Annotated in this window: 14 protein-coding genes; 7 read left to right on the top strand and 7 right to left on the bottom strand. The window is 40.8% G+C overall.

The genetic code is table 11. The features are described from left to right. Positions 1-14 precede the first annotated feature (14 nt). A complete protein-coding gene (locus tag BLQ18_RS00565) occupies positions 15-812 on the top strand; it encodes a DNA/RNA non-specific endonuclease (protein WP_090291632.1) in 798 nt (265 codons plus the stop codon). Here BLQ18_RS00565 and rodA read toward each other — a convergent pair. From rodA to BLQ18_RS00530, 7 genes are all read right to left on the bottom strand, one after another. Then, positions 809-2,092 (bottom strand): rod shape-determining protein RodA, encoded by a 1,284-nt coding sequence (gene rodA / locus BLQ18_RS00560; RefSeq protein WP_090291630.1) that lies wholly within the window; start codon positions 2,090-2,092, stop codon positions 809-811. The genes BLQ18_RS00565 and rodA overlap by 4 nt on opposite strands. Further along, positions 2,082-3,950 (bottom strand): peptidoglycan D,D-transpeptidase FtsI family protein, encoded by a 1,869-nt coding sequence (locus BLQ18_RS00555; RefSeq protein ID WP_090291628.1) that lies wholly within the window; start codon positions 3,948-3,950, stop codon positions 2,082-2,084. The genes rodA and BLQ18_RS00555 overlap by 11 nt, the downstream gene beginning before the upstream one ends. A gap of 52 nt (positions 3,951-4,002) precedes the next feature. Continuing rightward, positions 4,003-4,425 carry a rod shape-determining protein MreD gene (locus BLQ18_RS00550; protein WP_313885124.1) on the bottom strand — a complete coding sequence of 141 codons (423 nt, stop codon included), beginning with the start codon at positions 4,423-4,425 and terminating at the stop codon, positions 4,003-4,005. Positions 4,426-4,501: 76 nt separating this feature from the next. Further along, positions 4,502-5,317: a rod shape-determining protein MreC gene (gene mreC, locus BLQ18_RS00545; protein ID WP_090291624.1), complete on the bottom strand. Its 816-nt coding sequence runs from the start codon at positions 5,315-5,317 to the stop codon at positions 4,502-4,504. Positions 5,318-5,380: 63 nt separating this feature from the next. After that, on the bottom strand, positions 5,381-6,409 hold the full coding sequence (locus BLQ18_RS00540; RefSeq protein ID WP_090291622.1) for a rod shape-determining protein: 1,029 nt from the start codon (positions 6,407-6,409) through the stop codon (positions 5,381-5,383). Positions 6,410-6,464: 55 nt separating this feature from the next. Further along, the gene (purH, locus tag BLQ18_RS00535) at positions 6,465-7,994 is read right to left on the bottom strand and encodes a bifunctional phosphoribosylaminoimidazolecarboxamide formyltransferase/IMP cyclohydrolase (RefSeq protein WP_090291620.1); all 1,530 of its coding nucleotides are present in this window, start codon (positions 7,992-7,994) and stop codon (positions 6,465-6,467) included. A gap of 93 nt (positions 7,995-8,087) precedes the next feature. Next, positions 8,088-8,540 carry a GAF domain-containing protein gene (locus tag BLQ18_RS00530; protein WP_090291618.1) on the bottom strand — a complete coding sequence of 151 codons (453 nt, stop codon included), beginning with the start codon at positions 8,538-8,540 and terminating at the stop codon, positions 8,088-8,090. Between the two features lie 132 nt (positions 8,541-8,672). On the opposite strand from BLQ18_RS00530, the gene BLQ18_RS00525 reads away from it, so the two are divergent. The 6 genes from BLQ18_RS00525 to BLQ18_RS00500 all read left to right on the top strand — a co-directional run bounded on the left by BLQ18_RS00525 (position 8,673) and on the right by BLQ18_RS00500 (position 17,626). Then, the gene (locus BLQ18_RS00525) at positions 8,673-9,059 is read left to right on the top strand and encodes an HYC_CC_PP family protein (protein WP_245668045.1); all 387 of its coding nucleotides are present in this window, start codon (positions 8,673-8,675) and stop codon (positions 9,057-9,059) included. A gap of 92 nt (positions 9,060-9,151) precedes the next feature. Beyond that, on the top strand, positions 9,152-12,901 hold the full coding sequence (locus tag BLQ18_RS00520) for an efflux RND transporter permease subunit (protein WP_090291616.1): 3,750 nt from the start codon (positions 9,152-9,154) through the stop codon (positions 12,899-12,901). 12 nt (positions 12,902-12,913) lie between these two features. Continuing rightward, positions 12,914-14,134, top strand: a complete 1,221-nt coding sequence (locus BLQ18_RS00515) for a TolC family protein (RefSeq protein WP_090291614.1) — start codon at positions 12,914-12,916, stop codon at positions 14,132-14,134. A 15-nt stretch (positions 14,135-14,149) separates the two neighbouring features. Then, positions 14,150-14,485: a heavy metal-binding domain-containing protein gene (locus tag BLQ18_RS00510; RefSeq protein ID WP_090291612.1), complete on the top strand. Its 336-nt coding sequence runs from the start codon at positions 14,150-14,152 to the stop codon at positions 14,483-14,485. A gap of 23 nt (positions 14,486-14,508) precedes the next feature. Next, positions 14,509-15,060, top strand: a complete 552-nt coding sequence (locus BLQ18_RS00505; protein ID WP_090291610.1) for a helix-turn-helix domain-containing protein — start codon at positions 14,509-14,511, stop codon at positions 15,058-15,060. Between the two features lie 67 nt (positions 15,061-15,127). After that, the gene (locus BLQ18_RS00500) at positions 15,128-17,626 is read left to right on the top strand and encodes a heavy metal translocating P-type ATPase (RefSeq protein WP_090291608.1); all 2,499 of its coding nucleotides are present in this window, start codon (positions 15,128-15,130) and stop codon (positions 17,624-17,626) included. Positions 17,627-17,631: the final 5 nt, after the last annotated feature.

The raw sequence follows: 17,631 nt of genomic DNA, 5'->3' as shown, positions 1-17,631 counted from the left end.
AACAATGACATCAGATGAAAAACAAAACCCTTTACGCACTGCTCATGTTTATATGTATTGTTGGGTTTTGGCTATTCGAAAATTTCTATACTCCTGCAACCTATTCCAATCCAATTTCTAAGGAAACGGAGCTGGTCGAATATGATTTTTTGCCAAGTTCTATTGCGGGTGAAGTGGTCAATCATGAATATTTTACGCTTTCGTACAGTGAACCTCATGAGCAGGCTGAATGGGTCGCATATCAACTCAAAAAGGAACATTTAACCTACGAAGATCGCAAACGCCCTTATTTTATTGAAGACCCAAAAGTGAAATCGAAGTCTGCGGATTGGAGAAATTATAGAGGTTCAGGATACGACCGAGGTCATCTGGTACCAGCAGGAGATAGGCGTTTTTCTGAGTATGCCTACAACGAGACATTTTATACCAGCAACATAAGTCCACAGGATGCCAATTTTAATGCAGGAATTTGGAACAGATTGGAGCAACAAGTTCGGTACTGGTGTAAAACCTATGGTGATTTAATCGTGATTACAGGAGGAGTGCTTGAAGATGGGTTAAAAGAAATTGGTGATGAGGACGTGGATGTACCGAATGCTTTTTATAAAATTGTTTTGAAGGATAAAGATGATAGAAAAGAAGCAATTGCATTTTTGATTCCAGCCAAGGATAGTGAAAAACCCTTATCCCAATTTGTGGTTTCGATTGATGAATTGGAAGAAAAAACAGGAATAGATTTCTTTCAAAAGCAACCCAAAACATGGCAAGACGAGGTTGAATCTAAAAAGAAAATTTCAGGATTTAAGTTTTAGATACCGTCCTTTAATCGGTTCGAATCCAACTTTAAGAATACGAAAAGCAACATCGTAAAGAAAATAAGTCCAGAACCTCCATAACTAAAAAAAGGTAATGGAACCCCAATGGTGGGCAATAAACCGATCACCATTCCAATGTTGATGAAATAATGGAACACTAAAATGGAAATCACACCATATCCGTACATGCGACTAAAATCGCTTTTTTGTCGTTCTGCGATATAAATCAATCGTAAAAAGAAAAATGAGAATAATAGGATAACCGCTGCGGAGCCTAAAAATCCCCATTCTTCACCCACAGAGCTGAAAATGTAATCTGTATGCTGTTCAGGAACAAAATCTCCTTTGGTTCGTGTGCCTTCCAAAAATCCTTTTCCAGTAAATCCTCCAGATTCAATGGCTTTTTCTGATTGGTAGGTGTTATAACCAATGGTTTTGCGGATTTCGTCTAATTTATCTTCATCCTTTTCCAAACTCAACCAAAGGGCAAAACGGTCCCTGTGGCGTTGCTCGAAAACTTTTTCAAAAACAAAATTTACCGAAAGCGAAAAAAGTATGGCCACAACTACAGCCCCAACTACAGGTAAAATGGGGATTTTAACGGAAGCTTTTTTAAAGGTATATATGAGTAAGGTGATAATGATCAATCCGATGGCCACCCACACAGTTCCAAACATTAATGTTGTGGCAAACAGTACCACTGCAAAAATGAGAATACCTAAATAATACAGAGGGAATCCCTCACGAAAGAGGACAAAAAACAAAGAAAAATAAATCAATGAACTTCCAGGGTCGGGTTGTGGTAAAATCAATATAGCAGGCAGCAAAATTATGATCAGTGCATACATTTGATGTTTACGTGTTCTAATATCCGTCTGTATATCACTTAAGAACTTAGCCAATGCTAAAGATGTGGCCACTTTTGCCAATTCCGAAGGCTGCAGATTAAAAAATCCAAGGTCGTACCATGATGTTGCCCCTGCGATGGTTTTTCCGAAAACAAAAAGGCCGAGAAGTAAAACGATAGCTACAACATAAAAAATAGAGGCAAAGCGCTCAAAGAAATTGGATTCCACAAAAAGCACAAAGATTATTCCTGCAAGGGCTAGCCCAATAAAAAAGAGTTGCTTGCCGTACAATGTCGAGAAATCAAAAATAGAGGTTTCGGTTTCACCTACTGAGGTAGAATAAATATTAAGCCACCCAATAAAAACCAAAAGGGCGTAAAGTATAACCGAAATCCAATCCAATCTACCAAAAGGTCCCTTACCACTCACGCTCGTTTATTTTGAAAGGTTCGCCACTGTAAGGTTTGGCATATTCGTGTTCCAAAGTTTTTTCCAACATGCGTTTTTCCAAGTCGGTACGGGTAATTTCCCCTTTGATGTATTTTTCGATAAGTAATGATGCAATATGTCCAGCATAGCGGGAGCCAAAATAGCCGTTTTCAATATAAACTGCCAAGGCTATTTGTGGATTTTCGATAGGAGCGAAAGCCACAAAAACAGAGTGGTCGGTCAACTGCATGCGTTCCCCATCCACTCGAATGTAATTCTCTACCGTACCTGTTTTTCCAGCAATATTTACTCCAGGTATTTTTACCCAACGAGCGGTTCCATATTCGTAAACATTGGCCATACCTTCGATTACGGGTTCAAAATGTTTGCGATCGATGGTGGTGTATCTTGGTTCGGTATAACTCGGATCGATAGCTCCATTGTCACCCACACTTTTTATAATGTGAGGAGTATAAAAATAACCGCGGTTAGCGATAGCAGCCGTCATATTCGCTAACTGTAGTGGCGTTGCGGCAATCTCTCCTTGACCAATGGAGTTGGAAATAATGGTGGATGAAGCCCAACGTCCATTGCCGTACCATTTATCATAATATGCGACGTCTGGAATTCGTCCTGGTGCTCCCGTTGGAATGTCTGAGCCTAAATAATTGCCCAATCCAAAACTTTTGATGTGCTTTTCCCACACATCCATACCTTCATCCGTAGTTTCGTATTTGTTGTAAATCTTACGGAAAACACCTGCAAAATAGGCATTGCAAGATTGATAAATACCCGAATTCAAATCTCTTATTCCGCCACCACAGTGACATCCTCTTAAAGTGTTACCAACATAAAATCCGTGGTAGCATCTAAACTGGGTGTTCTCATCTATTACGCCTTCTTGTAGACCAACTAATGCGTTTAAGGTTTTAAAAGGAGAACCTGGTGAGGGTTGGGCTAAAATTGAACGGTCCCAAGTGGGTTTGGATATGGTATCGTAATGTAATTTGCTGTAATTTTTGGAACGTTCCCTTCCCACCAAAAGGGCAGGGTCGTAGGTGGGTCCCGAAATCATCGCCAAGATTTCACCCGATTTGGGTTCAATGGCAACAATTCCCCCTCTTTTTCCGTGCATCAATTTTTCACCATACTCTTGGAGGTCTTTGTCCAAGGTGATGTGGATTTCTTTTCCTTGCTGCGGAAGCGTATCTAATTTTCCATTTTTGTATGGGCCAATATCTCTATTGAAACGGTCTTTTTGAATATGTTTAACCCCTTTTCTTCCTCGGAGTAAATCTTCATATTGTTTTTCAATTCCAGTACGCCCTTTCAATTCACCCGCAACATAGTAGGGGTTGTTCTGTAAGTCCCATTCGTTTACCTCACTAATGTATCCCAAAACATTAGCAGCACTATGGGTGTTGTAATATCTCAAAGATCTTTTCTGGATATAAAACCCAGTAAAATGGCGCATTTTTTCCTGTAGGGTAGCATAATCTTCTTTGGAAAGCTGCGGAACCAAAACTGAGGGTAGGCGTGGTGAGTAGGTTCTGGCCTTTTCCATTTTGGTTAGAAAGGTCTTTTTACCTATTCCCAAAAGCTGGCAAAATTCCAAGGTATCCAATGGTTTTACCTCTCTCGGAATCACCATAACATCATAAGCAGCCTGATTTCCCACCAAAAGTTGGCCATTACGATCGTAAACGTAACCTCTTTCAGGATAATCATACACCTTTTTAATGGCAGGGTCGTCCAAAATCTGATCTGCGGAAAACCGAAATAATTGCAAATAGGAGAGTCTACCTATAAAGGTAAATCCTATGAGAACAACCACGGATGACAGCAATAATTTCTTCATTATTTAATTGAAATCTAGACCTACATTATACCCAACGATAAAAACTACGTTTTTATTCGCTTTTTGGACTAAAAAGTGAACTGAATAATACACAAAGTATTAAAGTTACGATTCCTGTGGCAAAAACTTTTTTCAAAATTAAAAGGAAGTGGGACAAACTTAAAATTTCGAAGAAAAAGAATATCAGGTGATGCAATAGCACGATAAAAGCCAAAAAAGTGATGCGTTGTACTGTTGTAGTATGCTTAAAATTGAAATTCTGGAATTCGTAGTTGATTCCAAAACACAAACGCATTAAAGCGGGCCGAGCATAGGCCACAGTAATCGATGCCAAAGCATTCAATGCTAAAGTATCAGAATAAATATCGATGAACAAGCCCAACAAAAAAGCGGTAAACATAAAAAGTGCCCTGTTTCCTTTTATAGGATACCAGTAAAAGAAAATGACATAGACCATCGGGTTGATGAACCCCATAAAATTGAGGTTGTTGAACACCAAGACCTGAGTCAGGGCCAACAAAACAAACCTTAATATGTTTATAAAAACAGTGCTATTCATTTAGGGTGCTCGATTCTAAAGCTTGAATTTCGGGTTTGTCCTTATTTTCAATGAGGTAAACATTTTTGATGTTAGCCATATCGTTAAAAAGCTCGACTTCTATATTGTAAAAACTTTGTGAGGCATTCAAATCGTATTTTTTGATGACTCCCACTGGAATATTTTCTGGAAAAATACTGGACATTCCCCCAGTAACAATGGTGTCACCAACTACAACGGGAACCAATCTCGGAATATCGATTAATTGTGCAGTGGTGTAATCCTTGGCATCCCAAATAAAAGAACCAAAATAGTTGGTACCCTTAATTTTTGCGTTGATGTTCGATTTTGTGTTCAATATGCTTTGAACCGTAGCAAAATTATTGGAGACATTTTCAACTATTCCCAAGATGCCTTTGGTGGTAATAACGCCCATATCCTGTTTTACCCCATCATTTTTTCCCTTATTAATAGTGAGATAATTTCGAGGGGAAGAATAACTGTTTTTAATGAGCTTGGCACTCAAAACTTGATAAACAGATAAAGTAGAGTCCAGCGGTTGAATGCTATCATCAGGTGCATTAAAAAGTAACCTTCGCAATTCTTCATTCTCCTCAACCAATCTTCTATTTTCCTCCCGTAAACCGAAGTAGGAAGATATATCAGCACCAGTGCCGTACACATTGCCAGCTAACCAACGAGACGAATTAAAAAAACGGGATTGATGATAAGAATGCGACCGAACTGTCATCACCAAAGCAATAAGTGCCAGAAACCCATAAAGGAATGCATTTCTGTACCGTAAGATAAAGTTGATGATGCGTTGCATGCAATCGTATCGTTAAGAAAGTTTGAACACCTTCAAGGTAATAGAACTGCGTAAATTACAGGCCTATTTTATTAAAATACTTTTATAGCGCTCTAAATTTTTAAGGGCAATACCAGTTCCGCGAACAACAGCTCTCAATGGGTCCTCAGCAATATAAACTGGTAAATCAGTTTTTTGTGAAAGTCTACGGTCCAAACCTCTGAGCATGGAGCCACCTCCAGCCAAGTAAATACCTGTATTGTAAATATCCGCAGCCAATTCAGGTGGCGTTTGCGACAAGGTTTCCATTACGGCATCCTCAACCCTCAAAATACTTTTGTCCAATGCTTTGGCAATTTCTCGGTAAGAAACCTGAACCTGCTTTGGTTTTCCAGTCAACAAATCACGTCCTTGAATGGATTTATCGTCTGGTGGGGATTTTAAATCCTCGGTAGCGGAACCTATTTCAATCTTGATAGCTTCTGCGGTAGTTTCACCTACATACAGGTTGTGCTGGGTCCGCATGTAATAAATGATGTCGTTAGTGAAAACATCACCCGCAATTTTAACCGATTTATCACACACAATTCCACCCAAAGCGATTACGGCAATTTCTGTGGTTCCCCCACCTATATCCACGATCATATTCCCTTTAGGCTGCATAATATCAAGACCAATACCGATGGCAGCAGCCATGGGCTCATGAATCAAGTATACCTCTTTACCGTTAACACGTTCCGCAGATTCGCGAACCGCACGCATTTCCACTTCTGTAATCCCAGAAGGAATACAAATTACCATTCGAAGTGCAGGTGGAAACCACTTTTTCTTTAAAGCTGGAATGTTTTTGATGAACATATTGATCATCTTTTCCGAGGCATCAAAGTCGGCGATTACCCCATCTTTCAATGGACGTATGGTTTTGATGTTTTCATGGGTTTTCCCCTGCATCATATTGGCTTCGCGGCCCACCGCGATAATTTTTCCTGAAACACGGTCTCTTGCCACAATGGAAGGACTGTCAACAACCACTTTATCCAAGTGGATGATCAGGGTATTTGCAGTACCAAGGTCAATTGCAATTTCCTCGGTCATGAAATCAAAAAATCCCATAAAAAAAGCGTCTATTTCGGATTAACGGTAAAATTTAAAGGCTAAAGTACTAAAATTAATGTTTAAAATGTCGAGTGCCTGTCATCACCATTGCCATTCCATTTTCGTTGCAATAATCGATGCTCAATTGGTCTTTGATCGACCCTCCAGGTTGAATCACACTTTTGATGCCTGCCTTGTCTGCAATCTCCACACAATCAGGGAACGGGAAGAATGCATCACTGGCCATAACGGCACCGTCCAAATCAAATTCGAATGATTTTGCTTTGTGTATAGCTTGGTTCAAAGCATCAACTCGTGAAGTTTGTCCTGTTCCACTGGCACACAATTGTTTGTTTTTGGCCAAAACAATGGTGTTACTTTTAGTATGCTTGCACAATTTGGAGGCAAAAATCAAATCCTCGATTTCTTCTGGAGTAGCTTGTTTTTCTGTTACAGGAGTCAAATCTTCTTTGGCATCGGTTTTGGAATCTTTGTCCTGAACCAATACACCGTTCAAACAAGTTCTTACCAAAGTTTCTGGCAATTCAATCTCGTTCTGAATCAAAATAATTCTATTTTTCTTGCCCTTCAAGATTTCCAAAGCCTCATCGGAATAGCTCGGGGCAATAACCACTTCGCAGAACAAATTGTGGATTTCTTCAGCCGTTGGTTTGTCGATTTCAACATTGGAAATCAAAATACCGCCAAATGCAGAAACAGGGTCACCTGCCAATGCATCTACATATGCTTGTTTGATAGTGCTACGTGTGGCCAATCCACAAGCGTTGTTATGTTTTAGGATGGCAAAGGTTGGGTCATCGTTTTTGAATTCCCCCATCAAGTTTACGGCAGCATCCACATCCAAAAGGTTATTGTAGGATAGCTCTTTTCCGTGAAGTTTTGAGAACATGGCATCAAAATCTCCAAAGAAATATCCTTTTTGGTGCGGGTTTTCTCCGTAGCGCAACACTTGACCTTTGGTCTCACTGATTTTTAGTACGGTCTCTTCTTTTTCTTGGTTGAAGTAATTGAAGATGGCTGAATCGTAATGAGAAGAAACATTGAACGCTTTAGTAGCAAAACGTTTGCGGTCTTCTAAAGAAGTTGTGCCATTTCCTTCGGTGATCACATTTAAAAAGTCTTCGTAATCCTCCATGGAAGACACACAAAGAACATCCTTGAAGTTTTTGGCAGCAGCCCTGATCAAGGAAATACCACCGATATCAATTTTCTCGATAATATCTTGTTCCGATGCGCCACTGGCAACGGTTTTTTCAAAAGGATAAAGATCTACGATCACAATGTCCAACTGTGGAATTTCAAATTCCGCCATTTGGGCCACATCACTTTCATTGTCCTGTCTGTTCAAAATACCTCCAAAAACTTTGGGGTGCAAAGTCTTCACACGACCGCCCAAAATGGATGGGTAGCTGGTCACATCCTCAACAGGTACCACATCGATACCCAAATCACGGATAAATTTTTCGGTTCCCCCTGTGGAATAAAGTGTTACTCCAAGTTCGTCCAATTTTTTTACGATGGGTTCCAAACCATCTTTATGAAATACGGAAATTAATGCGGCGGAGGCTTTTTTAGCAGTCATCTTCTCTGTCTTAGAATCAATTTATTAAGCGCACAAAAGTACTTTTTTTGAATCTAAAAAGCAGAACGGTTTATCAACAAAATTCGTTAAGTTTTACAGAAATTTGGCCACCTCGGCATTGATGAATTCCAAAAAGCGCTCATCTTCGGCCGTAAATGGGTCTGGAGTATTGGAATCAATATCAATTTGACCCACATTTTCACCATTCACAAATAAGGGAACCACAATCTCTGCTTTTACGGTAATACTGCAAGCAATATAATTGTCTTGGGCGGCCACATCGGGTACCACAAAGTTTTGGTTGCTCACGGCAACCTGTCCACAAATCCCTTTTCCAAATGGGATAATGGTGTGGTCGGTGGGAGCACCTGCGTAGGGTCCAAGTTTCAACTCTTCTTTATCCCCATTTTTAAAATAGAAACCGACCCAATCATAATGATCCACATTGCTGCGTAAAAGTTCACAGATTTCGCCCAAACGGGTGTCCACAGATTTGGATTCCTCCTGAACAATTTCAAGTACTTTGGGTTCTAATGATTTTAGCATGAGATATTTTTTTGCAAATGTATTGAATAGAGGATTTGTACGACAAACAAAAAGAAAGCTTACAGGCCAAAAACAGATAAAGTTCTGTTAAGCAAAACAATAAATGTTAATATTTTGTAGTTTTGTAGTCGAATGAAACAGATTTTTCATCAAATACTATCCTCTTTAATGGCCCTTTTGGTCTTGGCCTCTACGGTTTCTTGGACGGTGGACAAGCATATTTGTATGGGTCGAGTGATGGATATTTCCCTTTTCTCTCATGCGGATGGATGTGGAATGGATATGGAGATGGAAAAATCCTGTTGTGATGATGAATCTTTCACTGTTCAAGGTCAAGATGACCTAAAAATTTCTTTGGAAAAATTTGATTTGGACCAACACGTCTTCTTGGTAAGTTTCGTCCAAACCTATTTTCAACTTTTCGAAATTGATGCTGAAGAACCGAGCATTTTTAGCGAGTACAACCCACCACCATTGATACGGGACGTACAGGTTCTTGACCAGACTTTCCTTATTTGATTTAAATGGATTGAATGTACCCGACCAAAATGGTTGGGCAAATGCGTTTACGCGTGTTTTTAATGTCAATCTAATGTTTAAATCAAACCTTTATGCTGAACAAAAGCATTAAATTTTTAATAGAAAACAAATTAGTTGCTGTATTGATGCTCTTGGTCTTTATGGCCTGGGGAATCATAAGTACACCTTTTAACTGGGATACTGGTGGTATTTTACCAAGCAATCCTGTAGCTGTGGATGCCATTCCCGATATCGGGGAGAACCAACAGATTGTATTTACCAAATGGCCTGGACGTTCCCCTCAGGATATCGAGGATCAGATTACGTATCCCTTAACTACTTCTTTATTGGGGATTCCAGGGGTAAAAACCATTCGAAGTTCTTCCATGTTTGGGTTTTCGAGTATCTACATTATTTTTGAGGAAGATGTGGAATTTTATTGGAGCCGCAGCCGAATTTTAGAAAAGCTCAATTCACTCCCCAACAACTTATTGCCTGATGGTGTTAATCCAGCTTTGGGACCAGATGCAACTGCTTTGGGTCAGATTTTTTGGTACACTTTGGAAGGCCGAGATAAAGATGGCAATGTAACAGGTGGTTGGGATTTGCAGGAACTGCGCAGCGTACAGGATTACTATGTAAAATATGCACTTTCTTCCGCTGCAGGTGTTTCCGAGGTGGCTTCCATCGGTGGATTTGTTCAGGAATATCAGGTTGATGTAGACCCCGAGCTGATGAAGCAGTACAATGTTGGGTTAGATCAAGTGGTAAAGGCCGTGAAGCAGAGCAATCGGGATATTGGTGCACAAACCTTGGAAATCAATAAAGCGGAATATTTGGTGCGTGGGCTTGGGTACATCAAATCTTTGGATGACATTAAAAATGCGGTGGTGACAGCAACAGATTATACCTCCATTCGTGTTCAGGATGTTGCCCGTGTTTCTTTGGGGCCTGCCGTGCGTCGTGGAATTTTGGACAAAGAAGGTGCTGAAGTCGCTGGTGGGGTGGTTGTCGCTCGATACGGTGCCAATCCTTTGGAGGTCATTAATAATGTTAAGGAAAAAATCAATGAATTGAGCGCTGGGCTTCCATCTAAAGTTTTGAAAGATGGTACTACTTCACAACTCACCATTGTTCCCTTTTACGATAGAACGGAACTCATCCAAGAAACCCTTGGCACACTCAACGAAGCATTGACGCTGGAAATCCTTATTACCATTTTGGTAATTGTGGTTATGGTGTTCAACCTTAGGGCCTCCGTTTTAATTTCTGGTTTATTGCCCGTAGCTGTTTTGATGGTATTCATTGCGATGAAAATGTTCGGGGTAGATGCCAATATTGTAGCACTTTCAGGAATTGCCATTGCCATTGGAACCATGGTCGATGTAGGGGTGATTCTCTCTGAAAATATTATCCGTCACATGGATGAGGACAACGAAAACTTATCCTTAAATGAGGTGGTTTACAATGCCACGGCTGAAGTTTCAGGGGCTATTTTAACCGCGGTGTTAACGACCATCATCAGTTTTATTCCTGTGTTTACCATGGTGGGCGCCGAAGGAAAACTCTTCAGGCCCTTGGCCTTTACCAAAACCATGGCATTGACGGCATCCATTATCGTAGCCCTGTTTTTGATTCCACCTTTTGCCGCCATCATTTTTAGAAAGAAAGGTTCAAATCAAGTTTTCAAATACATTTGGAATGGCGTATTGATTGCCCTAGGATTGATTGCAATCGTATTTGGATATTGGTTAGGATTGGCCTTGATTGCCTTTGGAGCTGCTGGAATCCTCAAATTGAAAGCGGTTATTGATGGCAAACAAGCTGGAATGCTTAATGTGGGCATCTGTATTGCCACCATTGTTTTCTTGTTGGCAACTTACTGGAGGCCTTTAGGCTTTGATCGCAGCATCGGCATCAACCTCATTTTTGTTGGATTGATTTGTAGTGTTTTGTTAGGTGTATTCTACTTGTTCAGACAATACTACAGTCGAATTTTGACATGGGCCTTGGAAAACAAATTGTTGTTTTTGTCCATTCCGACCGTAATTGTTGTTTTCGGATTCTTGATCATGCGAAATACAGGACAGGAGTTTATGCCATCCTTAAATGAAGGTTCATTTTTGTTGATGCCCACTTCATTGCCGCATTCGGGAGTGGAAGAAAATAAAAGGGTAGTACAGCAGTTGGATATGGCTGTGGCTACCATTCCTGAGATTCAAACTGTGGTTGGTAAAGCTGGACGAACAGAATCAGCTTTGGACCCTGCACCGCTTTCCATGTACGAGAACATTATTCAGTATCGTTCGGAGTATCAAAAAAATGAAGCGGGAAATCCACAGCGATTCAAGGTGAACGCTGACGGTTATTTTGAATTGAGTGACGGAAAAGTGCTTGCCAATCCAAATTTGGAAGTAAGCAATGAGCGGAACTATGCCAAAAACCATGTGAGCGAACCTTTGCGAATTGATAGAGATCTTTTGATTCCAGATAATGATGGCGAATATTTCCGAAACTGGCGTCCTGAGATTCAAAAACCAGATGATATTTGGAATGAAATCGTAAAGGTGACCAAGTTGCCAGGTGTTACCTCTGCACCAAAGCTGCAACCCATCGAAACCAGATTGGTGATGCTTCAAACAGGAATGCGAGCGCCCATGGGTATTAAAGTGAAAGGTCAGGACTTAAAGGAAATCGAAAACTTTGGACTTCAACTGGAACCTATTTTAAAGGAAGCAGCTGGGGTTAAGGATGAAGCTGTTTTTGCAGACCGAATTGTTGGAAAGCCGTATCTCCTTATCGATATTGACCGTGAAAAATTGGTTCGCTACGGTCTGGTGATTGAAGATGTGCAACAAATTTTGGAAGTCGCCTTGGGTGGGATGACGTTGACCCAAACTGTGGAAGGTCGGGAGCGCTATGGAGTTCGGGTTCGTTACCCGAGAGAGCTTCGTGAAAATCCGACCGATATCGGAAATATTTATATTCCTGTTCAAAAAGGAAGCCCTGTTCCCTTAAGTGAATTGGTGACCATTCGATACGAGCAAGGTCCACAAGCCATAAAAAGTGAGGATACTTTTTTGGTGGGCTACGTGCTTTTTGATAAGCACGACGGTTTTGCAGAAGTAGACGTGGTTGAAAACGCCCAAGCCAAAATTTTAGAAAAAATTGAAAGTGGCGAATTGGTAGTGCCTAAAGGCATCAGTTATCAGTTTACGGGTACCTACGAAAACCAATTAAGAGCCAAAAAGACCTTGTCGGTAGTCGTGCCATTGGCATTATTGATCATCTTTTTGATCTTGTATTTCCAGTTTAGGTCGGTGGCCACATCTTTGATGGTATTTTCTGGGATTATGGTGGCTTTTGCTGGTGGATTCTTAATGATTTGGTTCTATGGTCAGGATTGGTTCTTGAACTTTAGTTTTATGGGTGAAAACCTGCGAGACCTGTTCCAAATGCATAACATCAACTTAAGTGTGGCCGTTTGGGTTGGATTTATCGCCCTTTTCGGTATTGCTACGGATGATGGAGTGGTAATGGCCACGTATCTAACCCAAACTTTTAATAAGAACAAACCACAAAGCCAGAAGGGAATTCGTGCTTCGGTATTGGAAGCTGGCGAAAAACGAATAAGACCTTGTTTGATGACTACCGCGACCACTATTTTGGCGCTATTACCAGTCTTAACTAGTACAGGAAGGGGAAGTGATATTATGATTCCCATGGCTATTCCAAGTTTTGGGGGCATGCTGATCGCATTGATCACATTGTTTGTGGTACCTGTGTTGTTCAGTTGGAAAGCGGAATTAAAAGTGAAAAATGAAAAGAGAATTGCAACTTAAAATGCAAAACCGATGAGAAAAACAGTCATTTACATAGTTTTTGCTTTTGTGGCAATCGGACTAAAAGCTCAATCGTTGGAAAGTTATCTCCAAGAAGCCGAGTTAAACAGCCCCATGATTCAAGCTTTGGATTTGCGCTATAACATTGCCAAGGAAAAGGTGAACGAAGTAAACACCTTACCCAATACCACTTTTGGTGCAGGATATTTTGTGAGTGAACCAGAAACCAGAACTGGGGCGCAGCGCGCTAAGTTTTCAGTTTCACAAATGTTGCCTTGGTTTGGAAGCATCACCACAAGAGAAAATTATGCCAGTGCCATGGCGGAGACCGAATATGCAGAAATTTCGATTGCCAAAAGAAAGTTGGTGTTGTCCGTCGCGCAATCTTATTATAACTTATATGGAATTCAAGCCAAGCAAAAGGTGCTACAAGAGAATATAGCATTGCTGAAAACCTACGAAACTTTGGCTTTGACTTCCGTAGAGGTTGGAAATGCTTCGGCTGTGGATGTTTTAAAACTTCAAATTCGTCAAAACGAATTACAGCAACAAAAAGAAGTGTTGGAGCAATCTTACATGGCTGAGCAGGCGGTGTTCAATAATCTGTTGAACCGTGATGAAAGTATTGCTGTTGAGGTGGTGGATGAAATGGATATTCCAGCGGATGACCCGATGCTAAACAAGGAAGATTTGAGCCTAAACCCCGAATTGTTGAAATACGATCAATTGTATGCGTCGGTTACGCAATCGGAATTGCTCAACCAAAAGGAAAATGCGCCAAGCTTTGGAATTGGATTGGATTATATTCCTGTATCAGAAAGAGATGATATGGTCTTTAGTGATAACGGAAAGGATATAGTGATGCCTATGGTTACTTTTTCTGTTCCCATTTTCAACAATAAATTTAAATCGACCACCAAGCAGAACGAGCTTCGCCAAAAGGAGATTGAACTGCAAAAAGAGGAGCGATTGAACGTTTTGGAAAATGCCTATGCCAATGCCATTTCGCAACGGAACCAGGCCCGAATAGCGCATCAGACCCAAGAAAAAAACTTAAAACAGGCCAAGGATGCCGAAGAAATCCTGATCAAGAACTACGAAACTGGCACCATCAATTTTAACGACGTGCTAGATATTCAAGAGTTACAGTTGAAATTTCAAACCAATCAAATACAGTCAGTGCAGTTGTATTATTTGCAATCTGCCATCATCAATTATTTAATAAACAAGTAAATTAATTTTATCAAAATGAGAACAAACATCAGAACAATTATCGGAATCGCATTCGCTTCAGTTTTGGTACTTACCGTATCCTGTAAGGGAAAAACAGAGGAGGCGAAGGAAACTTCTACCGAGGCCACCATGGATCATGAAGGTCACGATATGGATAAAATGGACCATGAAGGACATGACATGGACAGCATGGAAACTGCCGACAAGCAAGGTAAAGAGTATACTTCTAAATACGTTTGCCCAATGCATTGCGAAGGTAGTGGAAGTGATGAGGAGGGTAAATGCCCAGTTTGTGGTATGGCCTACGTGTTGAACGAGGATTTTCAAATGGAAGGCCACGACCAACACTAATTAAAAATTCATTTGTACCCAAGATGCGCATTAAAGTAAAAAATATGGTTTGCGATAGATGCAAAGCAGTCCTAAATCAAGAGTTTGGGCATGCTGGTATCGAAGTGGTACAAATGGAATTGGGCGAAATTCAGTTTGCTGACAACGCGCAAACACAAATGGAACGGATTCGGGAGATTCTGACAAGTAATGGTTTTGAATTGATAGATGATTTGGACAACAGTGACATTGCTGAAATCAAAAAACATCTGATCAATGCTTTGCAAAACGACACCCATCAGAATCTCTCGAAATACCTTTCTGAAAAAATGAACAAAGAATATTCGGTGTTGAGCAAAATGTTCAGCATAAAGGAGGGGCTTACCATAGAAAAATACTTTATCCTATTAAAAATAGAGAGGGTGAAAGAAGAGATTCAAATGGGAGCCAAAACATTTTCAGAAATCGCATACTACCTAAATTATAAGAGCAGTAGTCATTTGGCCAAACAGTTTAAAACCGTAACGGGCATGTCTATGAGCGATTATAAAAAATTAAAAGATTGGAATAGGAAGCCTTTGGATCAAATTGTATAAAAAACACCCATAATTGTAAAAAGCTTCCAACTGGTGTTCAGCTAGTTTTGAATAAAAAACAAACAAGATGAAACATACCTATCACATACACGGAATGAGCTGCAATGGTTGTAGAAATCATGTGGAGCAAACCCTATCTAAAGTGGATGGGGTTAACTCGGTTGAAGTGAATTTGGAAAAAGCCGAAGCCTTGATCGAGATGGAGGAACACATTCCAATAGAAAAGTTCCAAAAAGCAATGGAAGAAGATGGTGGTAGCTATAGCATTCATATGCCTGGACATCATCATGAACCAAAGCAAGAAAAAAAACAAGCTCCAACAAACGGAACGGGAACTTTTTATTGCCCGATGCATTGCGAAGGGGATAAAACCTACGACAAACCTGGAGATTGCCCAGTATGTGGAATGGATTTGGTTGAGGAGCAGAATACTTCTTCCAATTCCAAACAAAAATGGACATGTCCCATGCACCCCGAAGTGGTGGAAGATGGTCCTGGTTCCTGTCCGAAATGTGGAATGGATTTGGTGCCCATGCAACCCGAGGCCAGTGCAGAGGAAAAGACCTATAAAAAACTACTCAAAAAGTTTTGGATAGCTGTAGGCTTTACATTGCCCATCTTTTTGATTGCGATGAGTGAAATGATTCCCAATAACCCGCTGTATGAACTGATGGCGCCACAATACTGGAATTGGGTGCAATTTGCCTTATCACTTCCCGTGGTTTTTTATGCCACTTGGATGTTCTTTCAACGTGCATACCGAAGCATAAAAACATGGAACCTGAACATGTTTACCTTAATTGGTATTGGTGCAGGGGTGGCTTTTGTTTTTAGTGTTCTTGGATTGTTGTTTCCAGGATTTTTTCCTGACCAATTTAAAAGTGAAACAGGAGCGGTACATGTTTATTTTGAAGCAGCAACCGTAATCCTCACCTTGGTGCTTTTAGGACAGTTATTGGAAGCAAGGGCACATAGCAAAACCAACAATGCGGTAAAGGAATTGTTGAAACTGGCACCGAACAAAGCCATTAAAGTGGTGAATGGGGAGGAAGTTGAAGTCAGTATCGACCACATTGAGCTTGGTGATGTTTTACGGGTAAAACCAGGAGAAAAAATTCCCGTGGATGGTGTTATTACCGAAGGGGAAACTTCCGTGGATGAATCCATGATCACAGGTGAGCCCATTCCTGTTGAAAAAGGGGTAGAGGATAAAGTGAGCAGCGGAACCATTAATGGGAACCAATCCTTTTTGATGAAGGCCGAAAAAGTGGGCAGTGATACCTTGCTTTCCCAAATCATTAAAATGGTGAACGATGCTAGTAGAAGCCGAGCTCCCATCCAAAATTTGGCGGATAAAGTATCGGCCTATTTTGTGCCGACCGTGGTCATTGTTTCCATTTTGACCTTTGCCGTTTGGGCCATTTGGGGACCACAGCCCACATATGTGTATGCCTTGATCAACGCTATTGCAGTTTTGATCATAGCTTGTCCTTGTGCTCTAGGTCTTGCTACTCCAATGTCAGTAATGGTAGGAGTTGGAAAAGGTGCCCAAAATGGGGTGCTTATCAAAAATGCGGAGGCCTTGGAGAAAATGGCAGATGTGGATACCTTGATTATTGATAAAACGGGAACCATAACCGAAGGAAAGCCAACCTTTGCCAAATTGGAAGCATTTTTAGATACCTATTCCGAAGCGGATTTATTGCAATATGTGGTTTCGGTAAATGCCAATAGTGAACACCCTTTGGCACAGGCGACCGTGAAATATGGCAAAGAGAACAACATCAAAATCCTAAAAACCGATTCTTTTAATGCGGTTACAGGGATGGGTGTTGAAGGGAAAATCAAAGGTGCTAAAATTCATTTTGGGAATATCAAATTGATGGAAAAGGCCAATGTTGAGATTTCCGATGCGATGAAAGATCAGGTTAAAAAAGCACAGGAAGAAGGAAAAACGGTTTCCTATTTGGCCATTGATGGTAAATGTCAAGCTTTTGTGAGTATCGGGGATAAAATCAAAGCCACAAGTGCCAAAGCCATCAAGGCAATTCAGGATAAAGGCATTGCAGTGATCATGCTTACGGGCGACAACGCAACTACGGCAAAAGCTGTTGCCAGCGAATTGCATATGGATGATTTTAAAGCCGAAACACTACCTGAAGATAAAATGAAAGAAGTGGAGCGGCTGCAAGGTGTAGGTAAGGTGGTTGCCATGGCTGGAGATGGCATAAACGATGCCCCTGCATTGGCCAAAAGTGACCTTGGTATAGCCATGGGAACGGGTACCGATGTGGCCATTGAAAGTGCCATGATTACCTTGGTAAAAGGCGATTTGCACGGCATTGTAAAAGCACGGAACCTCAGTGAGGCCGTCATGAAAAACATAAAACAAAACCTATTTTTTGCATTGATCTACAACACCATCGGGGTGCCAGTTGCAGCAGGGGTGCTTTATCCTTTCCTTGGGATCTTGCTTTCTCCAATGATCGCTGCTTTGGCCATGAGCTTTAGCTCGGTGTCTGTTATCGCCAATGCATTAAGATTACGAACTAAATCAATCGACTAATAACA

It is taken from the genome of Flagellimonas zhangzhouensis (assembly GCF_900102925.1).
Classification (GTDB): domain Bacteria; phylum Bacteroidota; class Bacteroidia; order Flavobacteriales; family Flavobacteriaceae; genus Flagellimonas; species Flagellimonas zhangzhouensis.
The sequence above is the reverse complement of the archived record's forward strand: the minus strand, read 5'-3'. Positions and strand labels throughout refer to the sequence as shown.